At 37.4% G+C, this 15,941-nt stretch carries 17 protein-coding genes, 1 other RNA gene, 1 pseudogene and 1 riboswitch; of the genes and pseudogenes, 4 read left to right on the top strand and 15 right to left on the bottom strand.

From position 1 onward, the window contains the following. Positions 1–28: 28 nt before the first annotated feature. The 5 genes from recR to tadA form a co-directional block, all read right to left on the bottom strand. Complete coding sequence (gene recR, locus J2Z81_RS05220) at positions 29–625, bottom strand: recombination mediator RecR (RefSeq protein WP_029270779.1); 597 nt, start codon at positions 623–625, stop codon at positions 29–31. 13 nt (positions 626–638) lie between these two features. After that, the gene (locus tag J2Z81_RS05215; protein WP_029270777.1) at positions 639–959 is read right to left on the bottom strand and encodes a YbaB/EbfC family nucleoid-associated protein; all 321 of its coding nucleotides are present in this window, start codon (positions 957–959) and stop codon (positions 639–641) included. 52 nt (positions 960–1,011) lie between these two features. Beyond that, on the bottom strand, positions 1,012–2,706 hold the full coding sequence (gene dnaX / locus J2Z81_RS05210) for a DNA polymerase III subunit gamma/tau (RefSeq protein ID WP_226370864.1): 1,695 nt from the start codon (positions 2,704–2,706) through the stop codon (positions 1,012–1,014). Between the two features lie 238 nt (positions 2,707–2,944). After that, an RNA gene (gene ffs, locus J2Z81_RS05205) (signal recognition particle sRNA large type) lies at positions 2,945–3,210 on the bottom strand. A 50-nt stretch (positions 3,211–3,260) separates the two neighbouring features. Beyond that, positions 3,261–3,719 (bottom strand): tRNA adenosine(34) deaminase TadA, encoded by a 459-nt coding sequence (gene tadA, locus J2Z81_RS05200; protein ID WP_029270775.1) that lies wholly within the window; start codon positions 3,717–3,719, stop codon positions 3,261–3,263. An 83-nt stretch (positions 3,720–3,802) separates the two neighbouring features. On the opposite strand from tadA, the gene J2Z81_RS05195 reads away from it, so the two are divergent. Together J2Z81_RS05195 and J2Z81_RS05190 are read left to right on the top strand one after the other, a co-directional pair. Then, complete coding sequence (locus J2Z81_RS05195; protein ID WP_226370863.1) at positions 3,803–4,342, top strand: isochorismatase family cysteine hydrolase; 540 nt, start codon at positions 3,803–3,805, stop codon at positions 4,340–4,342. A 63-nt stretch (positions 4,343–4,405) separates the two neighbouring features. Next, positions 4,406–5,707, top strand: coding sequence for a glycoside hydrolase family 18 protein (locus J2Z81_RS05190; protein ID WP_029268739.1), 1,302 nt, complete (start codon positions 4,406–4,408; stop codon positions 5,705–5,707). 118 nt (positions 5,708–5,825) lie between these two features. Here the strand turns inward: J2Z81_RS05190 and J2Z81_RS05185 are convergent, their stop codons facing one another. Both J2Z81_RS05185 and J2Z81_RS05180 read right to left on the bottom strand, forming a co-directional pair. After that, positions 5,826–6,338: a type 1 glutamine amidotransferase domain-containing protein gene (locus J2Z81_RS05185; RefSeq protein ID WP_226370862.1), complete on the bottom strand. Its 513-nt coding sequence runs from the start codon at positions 6,336–6,338 to the stop codon at positions 5,826–5,828. Between the two features lie 81 nt (positions 6,339–6,419). Continuing rightward, positions 6,420–6,860: an Rrf2 family transcriptional regulator gene (locus tag J2Z81_RS05180; protein ID WP_029268735.1), complete on the bottom strand. Its 441-nt coding sequence runs from the start codon at positions 6,858–6,860 to the stop codon at positions 6,420–6,422. Between the two features lie 179 nt (positions 6,861–7,039). On the opposite strand from J2Z81_RS05180, the gene hmpA reads away from it, so the two are divergent. Further along, a complete protein-coding gene (gene hmpA, locus J2Z81_RS05175; RefSeq protein WP_029268733.1) occupies positions 7,040–8,275 on the top strand; it encodes an NO-inducible flavohemoprotein in 1,236 nt (411 codons plus the stop codon). Positions 8,276–8,335: 60 nt separating this feature from the next. On the opposite strand, the gene J2Z81_RS16175 is transcribed toward hmpA, so the two are convergent. The 4 genes and pseudogenes from J2Z81_RS16175 to acsA form a co-directional block, all read right to left on the bottom strand. Then, entirely contained in the window at positions 8,336–8,500 is a 165-nt protein-coding gene (locus tag J2Z81_RS16175; protein ID WP_390337667.1) for an IS3 family transposase, read from the bottom strand. Then, a pseudogene (locus J2Z81_RS16170) lies at positions 8,483–8,662 on the bottom strand (IS3 family transposase); the annotation flags it as partial. The gene J2Z81_RS16175 and the pseudogene J2Z81_RS16170, both read right to left, overlap by 18 nt. A gap of 45 nt (positions 8,663–8,707) precedes the next feature. Beyond that, the gene (locus J2Z81_RS05165; RefSeq protein WP_226370861.1) at positions 8,708–8,932 is read right to left on the bottom strand and encodes a hypothetical protein; all 225 of its coding nucleotides are present in this window, start codon (positions 8,930–8,932) and stop codon (positions 8,708–8,710) included. Between the two features lie 85 nt (positions 8,933–9,017). Then, positions 9,018–10,733, bottom strand: a complete 1,716-nt coding sequence (acsA, locus tag J2Z81_RS05160; RefSeq protein WP_226370860.1) for an acetate--CoA ligase — start codon at positions 10,731–10,733, stop codon at positions 9,018–9,020. A 234-nt stretch (positions 10,734–10,967) separates the two neighbouring features. After that, positions 10,968–11,067, top strand: a riboswitch (TPP riboswitch). A gap of 136 nt (positions 11,068–11,203) precedes the next feature. On the opposite strand from acsA, the gene tenA reads away from it, so the two are divergent. Next, entirely contained in the window at positions 11,204–11,896 is a 693-nt protein-coding gene (tenA, locus tag J2Z81_RS05155) for a thiaminase II (protein ID WP_226370859.1), read from the top strand. A 60-nt stretch (positions 11,897–11,956) separates the two neighbouring features. Here the strand turns inward: tenA and J2Z81_RS05150 are convergent, their stop codons facing one another. The 4 genes from J2Z81_RS05150 to phnC all read right to left on the bottom strand — a co-directional run bounded on the left by J2Z81_RS05150 (position 11,957) and on the right by phnC (position 15,924). Next, positions 11,957–13,189, bottom strand: coding sequence for a dicarboxylate/amino acid:cation symporter (locus J2Z81_RS05150; RefSeq protein ID WP_029268725.1), 1,233 nt, complete (start codon positions 13,187–13,189; stop codon positions 11,957–11,959). Positions 13,190–13,590: 401 nt separating this feature from the next. Continuing rightward, on the bottom strand, positions 13,591–14,358 hold the full coding sequence (gene phnE / locus J2Z81_RS05145; RefSeq protein WP_029268724.1) for a phosphonate ABC transporter, permease protein PhnE: 768 nt from the start codon (positions 14,356–14,358) through the stop codon (positions 13,591–13,593). Further along, complete coding sequence (gene phnE / locus J2Z81_RS05140; protein WP_029268721.1) at positions 14,355–15,155, bottom strand: phosphonate ABC transporter, permease protein PhnE; 801 nt, start codon at positions 15,153–15,155, stop codon at positions 14,355–14,357. The genes phnE (J2Z81_RS05145) and phnE (J2Z81_RS05140) overlap by 4 nt, the downstream gene beginning before the upstream one ends. Further along, positions 15,124–15,924: a phosphonate ABC transporter ATP-binding protein gene (gene phnC, locus J2Z81_RS05135; RefSeq protein ID WP_226370858.1), complete on the bottom strand. Its 801-nt coding sequence runs from the start codon at positions 15,922–15,924 to the stop codon at positions 15,124–15,126. The genes phnE (J2Z81_RS05140) and phnC overlap by 32 nt, the downstream gene beginning before the upstream one ends. Positions 15,925–15,941: the final 17 nt, after the last annotated feature.

Genomic DNA, 15,941 nt, shown 5'->3' with positions numbered 1-15,941 from the left:
TTTCCTCCCCATGCCATTCACCTAAATTCTACAAATCTCTTCTGCCCTCGATCGCCTTTGAAAGCGTAACTTCATCAGCATATTCCAAGTCACCGCCAACAGGCAGCCCATGAGCGATTCTCGTTGTACGGACCCCTGAAGGCTTCACAAGACGTGAAATATACATTGCAGTTGCTTCTCCTTCAATGTTTGGGTTTGTAGCTAAGATTAATTCATCTACTTCTTCATCTTTTAAGCGATTAATCAGATCGGGTACGTTTATGTCCTCAGGCCCAATGCCATCCATGGGTGAAATAGCACCATGTAAAACATGGTATTTTCCACTGAATTCCTTCATTTTTTCCATGGCAATGACATCCTTTGGATCCTGCACAACACAAATAACGGATGAATTTCTTGAATTATCCTGGCAAATGGAACATGGATCCTGATCTGTAATATGTCCACAGATCGAACAGTGAGATAATTCCCGCTTCGCTTTTACTAACGAGTTAGCAAAATCCATTACATCATCATCATTCATATTAATAACAAAAAAAGCCAGTCGGACGGCAGTTTTTGGTCCGATTCCTGGCAATTTTGTAAAACTGTCAATCAGTTTGGAAATCGGTTCTGGATAATACATCTATAAGTGCCTCCTAGAACATTCCGGGCATATTTAATCCTTTCGTAAATTGTCCCATTGTTTCATTGGTTTTTTCATCAATCTGCTTAATGACATCATTTGTAGCTGCAAGAACAAGGTCTTGTAGCATTTCTACATCATCTGGATCAACTACCTCTTCTTTAATTTGTACATCTGTAATTTCCTTTTGACCATTTGCGGTAATTGTCACCATTCCACCGCCTGCAGTTGCTTCAAAGCTCATCGCATGCAGTTCCTCTTGCGCCTTCGCCATCTTTTTTTGCATTTTTTGCATTTGCTTCATCATATTCCCCATATTTCCCATACCTTTCATGGAAAACGCCTCCTTTTCATGTACCTTTATAATTACTGAATGAAACTAAAGCTTAATCATGTATTTCTAATAGATCATCCCCGACAAGCTTTCTTGCCTCCTCTACTAAAGGATCTTTTTCTTGCTCCTTATTCTTTGAGGCTGATGCAGGGTGTTCTTGAATACTTATATATTCATTGCGTAATTCCTTCCAGTTATTGTCCGGAATTGGAATTATTTCAAGCTGCTTTCCGATTATATTTGAAAGTACCGATTCTACAATCTCCTGATTGTCCAAAAACAGGGAACAATGAATTTCATATTTGAACGCAACCACGAGCGCTTTATCTGATGCAGCCGCAGGTTTACTATCTTGAATTGTCGCATGCGCGGGGGCGTTGGTTGTTTTTAATTTGTTTAAAAATCCGCCCCACTCCGATTGTACTTCTTTTAAAGCAGCTTTTTTCGCCTCTTGAAGCACGTTGCGAATTTTTTCATATGGGATTTTATAACTATTTCTCATTGCTCGGGCTGGTGGTTTTCTCGGTTCTGAACTTTTTGTTGGAGTTGCTGTAACAGGTCTTTCCTTTAATGTATTGATTTCTTTTTCCAATTGTGCCAGCTTATTCGTCAGCCTCGTTATTTCTTCTGAGTCAGCCACGTCGCCTGCTTGCTGCTTTTCATGGTATCTGTTTGTTATCGTTAAAATTGAAATCTCAATAAATACTTTTGGACTGTTCGTCCATTTAATTTCCTGTTGACATTGGTTTAATTGCATAATCGCATCTTGAATCCATTCTACATGAACATTTGCTGACAACTGCTTAAATTCGCTATCTATTCTAGCTCTTTCCAGAACATTTTCCAAAGACGGGGCACTCTTATATAACAACAAATCGCGTAAAAAGTAAATTAAATCAAACACAAAACGCGCTGGATCCTTACCATGTTGAATTAAATCGTCCAAAAGATTCAGTGCTTGCTGCACATTTTTATGATACATTTCCTTAACAATATTTGTTAATATTTGTTGGGATACGCCTCCGGTAACGGCTAACACATCATCTAACTCAACAGTATCGTCACTATACGATATCGCCTGATCAAGTATGCTCAATGCATCCCGCATACCGCCTTCTGCAGCTAATGCCACAGTTTCCAATGCTTCGGGTGAAACGGTAATATTCTCAGCATCAATAATTTTTTGCATTCGATCAACAATTGCCCTACTGCCAATGGGCTTAAAATCAAAACGTTGACATCTTGAAATAATCGTTAGTGGTATTTTATGTGGCTCTGTTGTCGCTAAAATAAATACAACATGCTTTGGTGGCTCTTCCAATGTCTTTAGCAGCGCATTAAATGCATTTACTGAAATCATGTGCACTTCATCAATAATATATACTTTATAAGGGACAGAACTTGAAGCATATTTAACTTTATCACGGATTTCACGAATATCATCTACACTTGTATTTGAAGCGGCGTCTATTTCAATTACATCCGAAATGGAACCATCTTGAATACCACGACAGGCTGCACATTCATTACATGCCTCTGTTGTCGGTGCATGCTCACAATTGATGGTCTTAGCAAAAATTTTAGCTGCACTTGTTTTTCCCGTTCCACGAGGTCCAGAAAATAAGTAAGCATGTGAAAATTTTTCCTGTGCAATCGCATTTTGCAATGTTCTGGTGATATGCGCTTGTCCCACAACATCGCTAAAATTCTTTGGACGCCAGACACGATATAATGCTTGATAACTCATAAATACCCGTTCCTCTCCCTAATCTTACCTTTAATTATACCCGATTTATAGGTGCTATGTGAACCCAAGCGATTAAATAAGAAAAAATTCATCAAGTGGCTGATACGTGGTGGAAAAGAAAAAGTATTCGAAGTTCTTAATCCCCTTTAATATAAGGTTCTAAAATGATAAGTGATACAAAAAAGCTGTATCAAAAGATGCCCTAAAACATTTTGATACAGCTTTTTCAATATGTACGCCGTGCACCCATCGTCGATGTGATGACCCTATGCGTTACTTAAGTTCATGGCTCGGCCTAGGCTTCCCTGCGGCACACAAGGATAACCACTTACTGCTGCTTCCTTCCGGATCTGACAGGATTCATGGGTCCCTGTTGCGCAGGACCTAAGCGTCAACACCACTCCCTTAAGGCAGGCCATAAAGCCGCCACACCTTGGACGGGAATTCAGTCTCGCTATAGCGGATTGCGAGTATAGGGCACCGCTACCTCCCCACTTAGCACGACATTCTTTATTATAACTATTTTTTCTTCAAAAAACAAGAAAAGATTGTTGTTAATTTTTTCTGTTTCTTAATGCTTTGAAAAAATCCTTTAATAAATGTGCACACGCTTGTTCAAGAACACCGCTCCTTAACTCAACTTGGTGGTTAAATCGCTTTTCTGAGAGCAAATTCATTAAAGTTCCAGCACAGCCTGCTTTTGGATCAAAAGCTCCAAAAACAACCCGTTTTATCCGGGATTGGACAATCGCTCCTGCACACATCGGACAAGGTTCAAGAGTGACATATAACGTACAATCCTCTAAACGCCAGCTTCCTTGTTGTTTATTTGCTTTTTGAATTGCAATCAATTCGGCGTGGGACAGGGAAGATTGCGATGTTTCACGCAAATTAAAACCTGAAGCAATGATCTCATCCTTATAGACAATCACCGCCCCAATTGGTACTTCATTCAGCTCCCTCGCCTTTTTTGCCTCTTTTATAGCAATTTGCATAAATTGTTCATCTGACATCGTTTACTCAACTCTTTTATTTCGTTTGAAAATCATCAAATAGGAAATAAATAATACAGACAAGTTCTAAAGGAGTTTTACAAATGGCTGTGAAATCTTCATTTGAGAATGCCGCTGTATTATTTATCGATGTTATTAACGATTTTAACTTTCATGGTGGAGAAAAATTGCTTTATCATACAAAAAGCATTTTACCACACTTAAAAAAACTAAAAGCATTTGCAAAAGAAAATAGTTTACCCATCATTTATATTAATGATCATTATGGCTTATGGCAAGCAGACTTCAAAAAAATAATGAAACATTGCACAAATAAACACAGTAAAACAATTATTCAAGAAATAATGCCTGATAAAGAAGATTATTTTTTTATCAAACCACAACATTCCGCTTTTTTTCAAACACCGCTGCAATCTTTGCTTCATGAACTAGACAAAACATGTCTCATTATAGCAGGAATTGCCGGAGATATCTGTATCCTTTTCACTGCTAAGGATGCATACATGTATAAATATGATATGCATATTCCAAAAAACTGTATGGCATCGGAAGACAAAGATGGAAATGATTATGCACTTTATTTAATGCGTTCTGTAATGAAAGCAAAAACAGATCCCATTTAAAAGAATATATTAGATTCTCCCTTCATAAAATGGATTAGGATACAACTTAAGGGAGAGATTTTGATGCAAACGTATGTTATTAAAACTGGAGATACCTTACGTGCTATTGCGGATAAATATGGTACAACTATCGATGCTCTGGTAAATGCAAATGAGCTTGATGCACCAAACCAATTAGTTGTGGGACAATCATTAGTTATTCCAATTATTGGCCAATTTTATTTTGTTAAGTCTGGGGATAGCTTATATTCCATAGCCCAAAAGTTTAATATGTCCTATCAAGAGCTTGCGGAGATAAACAACTTTCCTGTCCATAACGTTCTTCCTATTGGCTTTCGGTTATATATACCAGAACAGCCGAAGAGACAAATTACTTCACTTGGCTATATCGCACCTAGTGGGGACAATGTTTCACAAACTTTAGAAAACGCTGCAAGAAAAACAACGCCATATCTGACCTATCTTGCACTTTTTAGCTATACGGTTAATCGTGATGGGAGCCTCACTCCTCCACCAATAGGTAATTTAAAAGAAATAGCTAATTCAAACGATTCATCATTAACACTCGTTGTAACAAACCTTGAGGAGGGTGGATTTAGTACGGAACTCGCCCATATCATCTTGACTGTTCAAGCGGTGCAAAATACGCTTCTGGATAATATTATGAATACAGCAGAAACTGTTGGTTACAAGGATATACACTTTGATTTTGAATATATACAGCCAGAAGATAGAAAAGCTTATAATAATTTTTTACGAAAGGCGAAGGAAAGATTTTCCCAAGCAGGGCTGTTATTGTCAACAGCATTAGCACCAAAAACTAGTGCTAAACAAAAAGGAACATTGTATGAGGCACATGACTATGCAGCACACGGGGAAATTGCCGATTTCGTTGTTTTAATGACATATGAATGGGGATATACGTATGGACCACCGATGGCTATCTCACCAATAGATGAGGTGCGAAAAGTTGTCGAATATGCATTAAGTGAAATGCCGGCAAATAAAATATTATTAGGTCAAAATTTATATGGCTACAACTGGGAACTCCCTTACGAAGAAGGTGTAGCGGCTCAAGCATTAAGTCCACAACAAGCCATTAATCTGGCACGCGAACAACGCGCAGAGATTCAGTTTGATCCAGGTGCACAAGCTCCCTTTTTCATTTATACAAGTGCAGAAGGAACCAGACATGAAGTATGGTTTGAAGATGCAAGGTCTATCCAAGCCAAATTTGACCTTATTAAATCATACAGTTTAAAGGGAATTGCGTATTGGAAACTTGGTCTAGCATTTCCACAAAACTGGTTACTACTCTCAGATAATTTTACAGTTACTAAAAATACAGGTATAGAAGGCATATGATATAAGAAGAAAAATCATATGCCTCACTCTTTTTCTAATTCATCGAGGATTCCAAATTTCAATCTGGCGAAAAAAACCTGTAGAATCCTTCGGATACATATTGGTATTAAAGGATTTTTTATTTTAATAGTGCCAATGCCTCTTTGTTAAATGCAGGAATATCCTTTGGTTCACGGCTGGTGACGAGCTGGTTGTTACAAACAACAACTTCTTCGTCTTGCACAAGAGCACCCGCATATTCCATATCCACATGAATCGATTTAAACCCAGTTGCTTTACGTCCCTCCAGGGCTTTCGCTGTTATGAGAAGCTGCGGACCATGACATATAGCAAAGACTGGCTTTTTTACGTCCATAAAGTGTTTTGCAAATGCTACAAACCGATCATCCGCACGCAGTTGATCTGGTGAAAACCCACCTGGGATAAATAAAGCATCAAATTCATCTGGATTAACATCATCAATGGAAGCATCAATGGTAACTTTTGATTCCTTATTCTTTCCTTTTATCTTCTTTCCCTGTTCTTTTTCCATGGTTACCACTTCATGCCCATTATCTTTAAACGCCTTGACAGGGGCTTTGTACTCGATATCCTCGAACATATCTGTTAAAATACATGCTATTTTACTCATGGTGATACGCTCCTTCATTATAGGCTATATAAGGAGTATTCCACGTGATGTGGAAATAAAACATGTCATCTGCCCCCCTACTTATTCACGTATTCCCATGAGCCGAAGCAATTCGTCATCGTTAACTACCAAATCTCTGATTGTGTATTGGTCTAAAACATACAAAAACTCCTGTAGCGCTTTATTTAGCATATGCTTTAATTGACAAGCGGGAGATATAACACAATGATTTACATCTTTATCAAAGCATTCCAATATTGTAAAATCATTTTCAAATTGCCGTACAACCATTCCAACATTTATATCCTCTGGAGGTTCAGCTAAGCGGATTCCCCCATTTCTCCCTCTTATTGTTTCAATATAACCAAGCTTATTTAGTTCAAACACAATCTTACCTAAATGATGTTGAGAAATAAAAAAGATTTCGGATATTTCCTTAATGCTTGCTAATTTCCCTTCTGGTTTCATTGCAGTGAAAATCAGTACACGAAGTGCATAGTCTGTATATTTTTTTAATTGCATCTATATTTACCTCCTTTTTAATTATTTATTTATCTATCTTCACAATATTGTAACAGAATTTTCCTTTTAGCTATTGAATAGGATATATTTACATTATACAATAAAGATGTATTTGAAATACATGTTTATTTAACCGGTTAAGAAGTATAATCTATTATTTACAAAGGGAGTGCTTTACTTTGGTAACAAAAACAACAGTTGAGTTGGACGAACGTACTAAAGACATTATAAAAGCGACTGTACCTGTACTACAAGAACGTGGAGATGAAATAACCAAACGTTTCTATCAGTTCATGCTAAGTGAGCATCCGGAATTAAAAAATATTTTCAATCAAACCAATCAAAGAAAAGGCGATCAATCGCATGCTCTTGCTAATACGGTTTATGCTGCTGCAGCAAACATTGATCAATTAGAAAACATAATGCCTGTTGTCACACAAGTTGCCCATAAACATCGAAGCCTGAACATAAAGCCTCATCACTATCCTATCGTCGGAAAATATCTATTATTAGGCATGAAAGATGTGCTTGGTGATGCAGCAACAGATGAAGTTATTAATGCTTGGGAGAAAGCATACGGCGTCATTGCTGATGTATTTATTGATGTAGAAAGAAAAATGTATGAAGAACTTGAAAATACGGATGGCGGTTGGGTGGACTTCCGCGATTTTAAAGTAGTTAAAAAAGTTGTTGAAAGCGATGTAATTACTTCCTTTTATTTAGACGCAGCAGACGGCAAACCATTCCCTGCCCACCAAGCTGGACAATATATTACAGTGAAAGCAGATATAGAAGGAGAACCTTATACACACTTACGCCAGTACACATTGTCTTGTGCACCAGGGGAAAGATTTTACCGAATCAGTGTAAAGCGTGAGGATGCGATAGGAGATAATCCAGCAGGTATTGTCTCCAACTATTTACATGCTAACCTGGAAGAAGGCAGTATTTTACCTATTAGTGCACCATCTGGTGATTTTATCCTTGATCAAAAAGATGATAGACCACTAGTCTTAATCAGTGGCGGTGTTGGGCTGACACCAATGATGAGTATGTTAGAAACTGTGATCAAGGTACAGCCAGAACGTGAAGTACTGTTCATCCATGCGGCACAATCCGGTAAGGTCCATGCAATGAAAGATAGAGTTAAGGAAATAACAAAGGCACATAAACAAGTAAAAGCTTATACAATCTATGATCATCCAACACTGGAAGATGAAGGACAATATGATAAACTTGGCTACATTGACCAAGAGTGGCTGGAATCTGTCATACCTACATCAAATGCAGCATTTTACTTCTGTGGACCAAAAGGATTTATGCGTGCTATGTATCAACATTTAACAAACCTTGATGTAGCAGATGAAGATATTCGTTATGAGGTATTTGGTCCAGCAACAGCAATTACAGCATAATTAAAAAAATACAAGACACGTGAGTCAAGTGTACTGAACCCATAAAGTTAAACTTAAATTTTAAGCTGCTAATTGGCTGGTTTGTTTCCGGTATTCAACCGGACTCATTCCAGTCAATTTTGCTTTTATTCTCTTATGATTATAATAGTAAATATACTTGTCAATACTGTATTTTCGTGACTTACGTGTGAATTTGGTGCATGCAAATCCAAGTTTATTCATGATGCGTAAAACTTTCTTGTGATTGACAATATATTCACGGTTTCTCAGCTCGATATTAATTCTTCGGTAACCATAGTTACCGTTGTGTTCTTCAAATATATCCTGAATTACTTTTTCAATTTCTTTATCTGGGTTAGTTTCATTGAATCTTTTCTGCCAATACATATAAGTAGCCTTTGGAAATTTTGTCGCTTCAAGGATTACTGCTAGTCAGAATTTTCCTAGTAGTTCGTGGATGATTCTAGATTCTGTTTTCGCAGTCGGCTCGGAATATTTTTCCCTGAAGCTCGGAGCTTTTTTAAGTAAGCATTCTCCACACGCAGTGGTTCGCTTAGCTGGAATACCAAATTTATTGGCTAACAATTTGTATCCACCTTCACCTGCTAAATACGCTTTTACAACTGCCAGTTTAAATGCTAAATCATACTTAGCCATATAAAACACCCCTAAAATTAGACTTTTGGTCTAACTCTAGGGGTGCACATCAAAGAACGTGTCTTGTATTTTTTCATTCTAAAACCTATTTTTCTAATGTTGAAGTATCACCTGTTGGTAATCCGAGCTCCCGTGATTTTAGAAGACGACGCATAATCTTACCGCTTCGGGTCTTAGGTATAGCATCTGTCACTTCTAATTCACGTGGCGCTGCATGGGCACTTAAACCTGTTTTTACAAATTGGCGAATATCCTCCAATAATTCGGATGCATCTTCATATCCCTCGTTTAGGGAAATAAAGGCTTTAATGATTTCGCCGCGTTCAGGATGTGGCTTACCAATCACACCAGCTTCAGCCACAGCTGGATGTTCGAGCAATTTACTTTCTACTTCGAATGGCCCAACTCGTTCACCAGATGTGTTAATGACATCATCTAATCGGCCCTGGAACCAAAAATATCCGTCTTCATCGCGATAGGCACTATCACCAGAGAGGTACCAGCCATTAACAAAATAGCTCTCAAATTTACCAGGGTTATTCCAGATTTTACGCATCATTGCAGGCCAACCTTCTTTAATAGCCAGGTTACCCATTTGGTTTGGCGGTAGTTCATTTCCTTCATTATCAACGATAGATGCTTCAATACCTGGAATTGGTTTTCCCATGGAACCAGGACGTATTTCTTGAGAAGGGAAATTCACAATAATATGTGCTCCAGTCTCTGTCATCCACCATGTATCATGAATTCGGTGGTTAAGCGCTTCCAATCCCCAAGTGATTACTTCCGGATTTAATGGCTCACCCACACTCATTACATGACGTAAGGATGATAAATCAAATCGTTTTACAACATCTTCTCCTGCACTAACTAACTTTCGTAATGCTGTTGGTGCTGTATACCATACGGATACATTGTATTTTTCGATTGTATCGTACCAAGCTTCTGGTGAAAATCGTCCACCACGGACAACATTTGAAACTCCTTTTAACCATGGGCCAAAAATTCCGTATGATGTTCCAGTGACCCATCCTGGATCTGCCGTACACCAGTATACATCATCATCTTTTAGATCAAGTACCCATTCTGCTGTAATATATTGTTGAATCATTATATTATGAACATGATAAACGCCTTTTGGTTTTCCAGTTGAACCAGAGGTATAATGAATGAGCATTCCATCTTCTAAGTCCACCCATTCTATATCAAAATCACTTGATGCACTTTCCATTTCTTCTTTATAATCAATATACTTATCCGCTGTTTCATTATGATTTTCGATAAGAATGATCTTTTTTAGTTCCGGAAGATCCTTTTGCGGAACACGCTCCAAGAGATCTGGAGTGGTTATTAAAACTTTTGCTTCACTATCCTGCAAGCGATCGCGAACAGCTTGCTCCATAAATGCTTCAAATAGTGGTCCAGCAATCGCACCGGTTTTTATAATTCCAAAAAATGATATATAAAATTCAGGACTCCTTGGTAGAAATAGAAAAACACGATCACCTTTTTGAACATCATGCTTTTTTAATACATTTGCAAACTGATTGCTTTTTTTACTGATTTGTTCAAAGGTTAATTGTTCTTCTCTATCAGGAGATGAATAATATAAAGCAACTTTATCTTTTAATTTTGGATTTTGTGCATGTCGGTCAACAGCTTCATATGCTATATTCACCTTTCCAGTCTCATTCCAGCTGAAATGCTTTTTCGCATCCTCCCATGAGAATGTTTCTCGCATTTTATCATAATCTTGTAAATTATACTTCCCTTTCTGAGCGGGTATACGTTGCATGTCCATGTTATCACCTCATGTTGTTTAGTTTGGAATTCTATTAATTTTTAAAAATTGTGTAATTACACTTTATTGTAACAATTTTGTCTATATATTTATTTTAGAACATTTTGTGACATTTTTAAAGTAATTTTGCTTAGATTGCCTATAAAAATTTTCTTATACCTCTATGAAGCTATCTTGCTTTATACAATCAGATATGATTTAATGGCATTAATAGTTAAATAACTTAATATTTTTTCATTTCACTAGGGGAGCAATTTAATTGCTGAGAGAGGAAGCTTGACCCTTTGAACCTGATCTAGTTTGCACTAGCGTAGGGAAGTGGAACATGCGATATTTGTATGCGCATAACCCATTCTTCCTACCAATGAAAGAATGGGTTTTTCGTTTCCTCTTAATCATTTTAGGAGGTCGATCGATTTAACAGTTTGGTCTTTGTTTCTAGTAAATACAGGAAAAAGGAGATATATAAAATGGAAAATTTATTCACAGACAGGTTATGGAACAAAGTAGAACCTATTTGGAAGTCTTATTTAGAACATCCTTTTGTAAAAGGACTTGGAGAAGGCTGGCTAGATCAAGAAAAATTTAAGCATTGGATGAAACAGGATTACATTTATCTTATTGAGTATTCACGTCTATTTGCTTTAGGAAGTGCGAAAGCTACAGATTTAGATACCATGACTACTTTTGCAAATCTGCTTCACGGAACATTAGATATGGAAATGGATCTTCACCGTAAATATGCAAGTAAGTTCGGCATATCCAATGAAGAATTAGAAAACACAGAAGCAGCTGCTACTACAACCGCGTATACAAGCTATATGCTAAATGTTTCGCAGCGTGGAGGCATTGAAAATGTTGTCGCCTCTGTACTTGCATGCGCTTGGAGTTATAATTACATTGGCAAGTCACTGGCGAAGGTGCCTGGTGCTTTAGAACATGAATTTTACGGAAACTGGGTACAAATGTATTCATCTGATGAATTCACAGCGTTAGCAAATGATTGTATTGATTTAATCAATACAATCGCTAAAGGTAAACCTGAGCATGAACTTGCTTTTATTGAAGAAATTGTTGTAAAAACAAGCTATTTTGAGTATATGTTCTGGGATATGGCAGAGAACAAGGAAATGTGGCCAGTAGAAGTCCGTGCTAGCGTTTAATAATAGATAAAGGTTGTCTCATTAGGTTATTACAACCTAATTTGAGACAACCTTTTTGTTTTAGGATGATTTAGCTAATTTACTTTCTTTTCGTTTTTCATTTTCAGAAATGACATATGCACAAGCTGCATCTCCGGTAATATTGAGTGAAGTCCGAAGCATATCTAAAAGACGATCAACCCCTACTATAAGTGCGACACCTTCAACTGGAAGACCAATTTGATTCAAGACCATAGCCAGCATAATTAACCCGACACTTGGTACACCAGCAGTTCCAATACTTGCCAGTGTAGCTGTCAGAACCACCATTAACATATCGTTTAGTCCGAGAGGGATTGCATAGACTTGGGATATAAACACCGTTGCTACGGCTTGCATAATTGCAGTCCCATCCATATTAATCGTAGCTCCAAGCGGTTGCACAAAACTACTAATAGACTTTTTAATACCTAGTTTTTCCTGGGCAATTTTCATCGAAACTGGTAATGCTGCACTTGAGCTAGATGTACTAAATCCAACAGACATAGCAGGAAAAAATTCTTTAAAAAACTTAGATGGTTTTGCTTTTCCAATTCCCCATATTGCCAAGCTATAGGTGATCGCTCCATGTAAAATTAATGTTAAGATTACAGCAAACATATACATGGCCATTGATCCTAATGCATCTAATCCTGCATCACCTATTGCTGAAGCAACCAAGGCAAATGCACCATATGGAGCCGTTTTCATAACTGCGTTAACAATGTAGATTAATATATCATTTGCTTGTTCAAATAATTGATATATTCCTTTCGTTTTCTCCCCTAACACAGCTAGTGCGACCCCTATAAAAATAGCAAAAGCAATAATTTGAAGCATATTCCCTGTTGTCATTGCTTCAAATGGATTTTCCGGAATAATATTTACGATTGTTTCCATAATAGGTGGAGCTGATTGCTCTTCAAAATCAGCTTTATTCGTCTCAAACACCCCGGCTTTACCAGGTTCCAGTAAAGTGCCTATCCCTAGCCCAAGCATCAACGCTATTGCTGTTGTAACTAGGTAAAAGGCAATCGTTTGAGCACCAATTTTACCCAGTTTACCCGGATCGCCAATTCCTGCGGTACCGAGAACAATGGAGACAAAAACAATTGGTACAACGATCATCATAATTAAATTTAAAAATAGCTGCCCAACAGGATTTAATGCATATTTATCTATGATTACGAACAAGTCGGAAGAAGTAAAGTTAAGGCCTATACCAACAATTACACCAAGAATAAGTGCAATAATAATCTTTTTTGTTAAACTCATATTATTCATTGTCCTTTCTTCTTGTTGTTAAGTAAATCAGATTAATGATTGGAAAGATGGGTTATACAGGTTCGAGGTATAAAAAAGAACAACTAGGCAGGAATTAAAACTAAGATACATGGTATGGAAGCCGACCTTTTTCATATTAACACACTTCGATTGTTTTTGTAACATCTATTCTCCGGGCTTCAACCTTCCTAATCGCAATGGAATTTTTTGTTGGAAGTTATAAAGAAGGAAATACTTTGAGAAAAGGCTAATCATTCTATCATTAAGCTAGTAACAGGGAGTAATTCTAAATTTCGAGGGTTTCATCCAATACAGAACCGGTAAATTGACTACACGGAGCATCTTTTAAATATCATAGATGATCCGTGATATCGTTTTTCTAGTCATTTTGCTTATGTGAAGCGAGCTCTTATTTTCCCAGAAATAAGATCAATCAGCGTAACCATCAAAATAATTCCAAGTAAAATAACACCCACTCTTTCCCAGTCGCGTACACTTAAAGCGAAAATAAGCGGTGTTCCAATTCCGCCCGCGCCAATGATTCCTAAAACAGTCGCAGCACGTACATTCACTTCAAACCGGTATAAAATAAAAGAAAAAAAGTTTGGTAATACTTGGGGTACAACGGCAAACATAAATGTTTTGATCGGGTTTGCACCAGTAGCGGTTAATGCTTCTTTTGCATTTAAATCAACACTTTCTACACTCTCTGAAATTAACTTACCAAGCATACCTACAGCACCAATCCCCAGTGCTAGCACACCTGCAAATGCACCTGGACCAACTGCTTTTATAAATAGTAATGCTAGAACAATATCTGGAAAAACTCGTATAAAACTTAAAATAAATTTGCTTATTCCCACCGTAGCTTTTGACTTTACTATATTTTTGGAAGCCATAAATGAAAATGGAACACAAAGAATGGCCGCGATAAATGTGCCGAGCAAGGCAATCGCTAGTGTATCAAGCAATCCTCGAAGCAAATCTTCCCCACCAGGATCATATACATATCCCCAGTCTGGATGAAATAGTCCAGAAAAAATAGCTGATATAACCTCAAGCGATGTTTCTTTTAATTCTACTATAGGTAAACCAGCAAAGGCCCATATGTAAATGCATAATATTGCCATCATAATGCTTATTCGCCGTACTCGACTCATGTTAACTTCTCCCTTATTTTCGTACTAAGGTAATCGATCAATAATACAACAATTAATGTATACATAATAATAGAAGCTGTTTTCCCATAATCCAGAAAACCAAGTGTCTGTTCGTAGTATAAACCGATTCCTCCGGCACCGACTAAACCTAATACTGCAGCTGCCCGAATATTGATCTCAAACGTATATAAAAAGAAAGAGGTAAAGGATGCCATTACTTGTGGTACCACTCCAAAAAATATCCATTTGATCTTATTTGCCCCAACAGCTGTCATCGCTTCCATAGGACCCGGGTCAATAGATTCAACAGATTCATAAAATAGTTTTGCAATAATACCTAGAGAGAATAATGTTAATGCAAATATCCCAGGAATCGGCCCAATACCGAAAACAGCGACGAATAAGGCCGCTAATAATAGTTCAGGCAGTGTTCGGATTAAATTTAATATAAACCTAGCTGGAACAGTTATCCATATAGAATGGAAAACATTTCGAGCCGCTAAAATAGAAAGAGGAAAGGCAATTATTCCACCAATTGTTGTACCGATGATAGCCATTCGTATCGTTTCAAGTAAGGGGGAAGTAATCACCGAAAAATATGCCCAATCAGGGGGCACTAATTGAACAATTAAATCCCACATGTTTGGAAGCCCATGAATCAATTCTGTAAATGAAAACCCGATTTGCCAGCTACTCCCAAGTACAAGTAATAAAACAAGTAGAGATGTGACGATTGGCTTTAATTTTGATGGGGAAGCGGAGATTTCAGCCGTTTGCTGTGTTTTCAATTCTTTCATATTGTTCCATCCCCATCCTTTCACTTGTTTTATCAGTTTTTCCGTATATTTCAGCAAATGCTTCATCGGTTGCTTCATCAGCTTTTCCGTCAAATACTACCTTTCCTGCTTTTAACCCAATAATTCGATTGGCGTATTTCCTCGCTATTTCGATATCATGTAAATTGACGACCATTGTCATGTTTAACTCTTGGTTTATACGCAGCAAGTCATCCATCACCTGTCCCGTCATCATCGGATCTAATGAAGCTACTGGTTCATCTGCTAGAATCAGTTTTGGCTCTTGTGCTAGTGCACGAGCAATGGACACTCTTTGTTGTTGGCCACCAGATAATTGATCAGCCCTCATAGATGCTTTTTCAGGAATATTTACACGACGTAAAGCTTCCATTGCTAGTTGTTTATCCTTTTTAGGAAATAGTCCAAGGATCATTCGTAAAGTGGAATGATATCCGACTCGTCCAGATAAAACATTTCTCATTACTGTTGAGCGATGTACGAGATTAAAATTCTGAAAAATCATTCCGATATCGCGTCGGATACGATAAAGTTCATTCCCCTTTGCCTTTGTAATCGATTTGTTGTTTATAAAAATTTCACCTTCACTTATTTCGTGAAGTCGATTAATGGATTGAAGAAAAGTAGATTTTCCCGCGCCTGATAGGCCAACAATAACAACAAATTCTCCTTCACCGATGTGCAGGTTAATATTATGTAATCCATGTATTCCATTTGGATAAATTTTTGAAACATGTTTAAACGCTATCAAAGTTTCCCCTACTTTCT

The organism is Virgibacillus alimentarius, from assembly GCF_017874635.1.
Classification (GTDB): Bacteria; Bacillota; Bacilli; order Bacillales; family Amphibacillaceae; genus Virgibacillus_B; species Virgibacillus_B alimentarius.
Note: the sequence above shows the minus strand (reverse complement) of the source record. Positions and strands in the feature narration are given on the sequence as shown.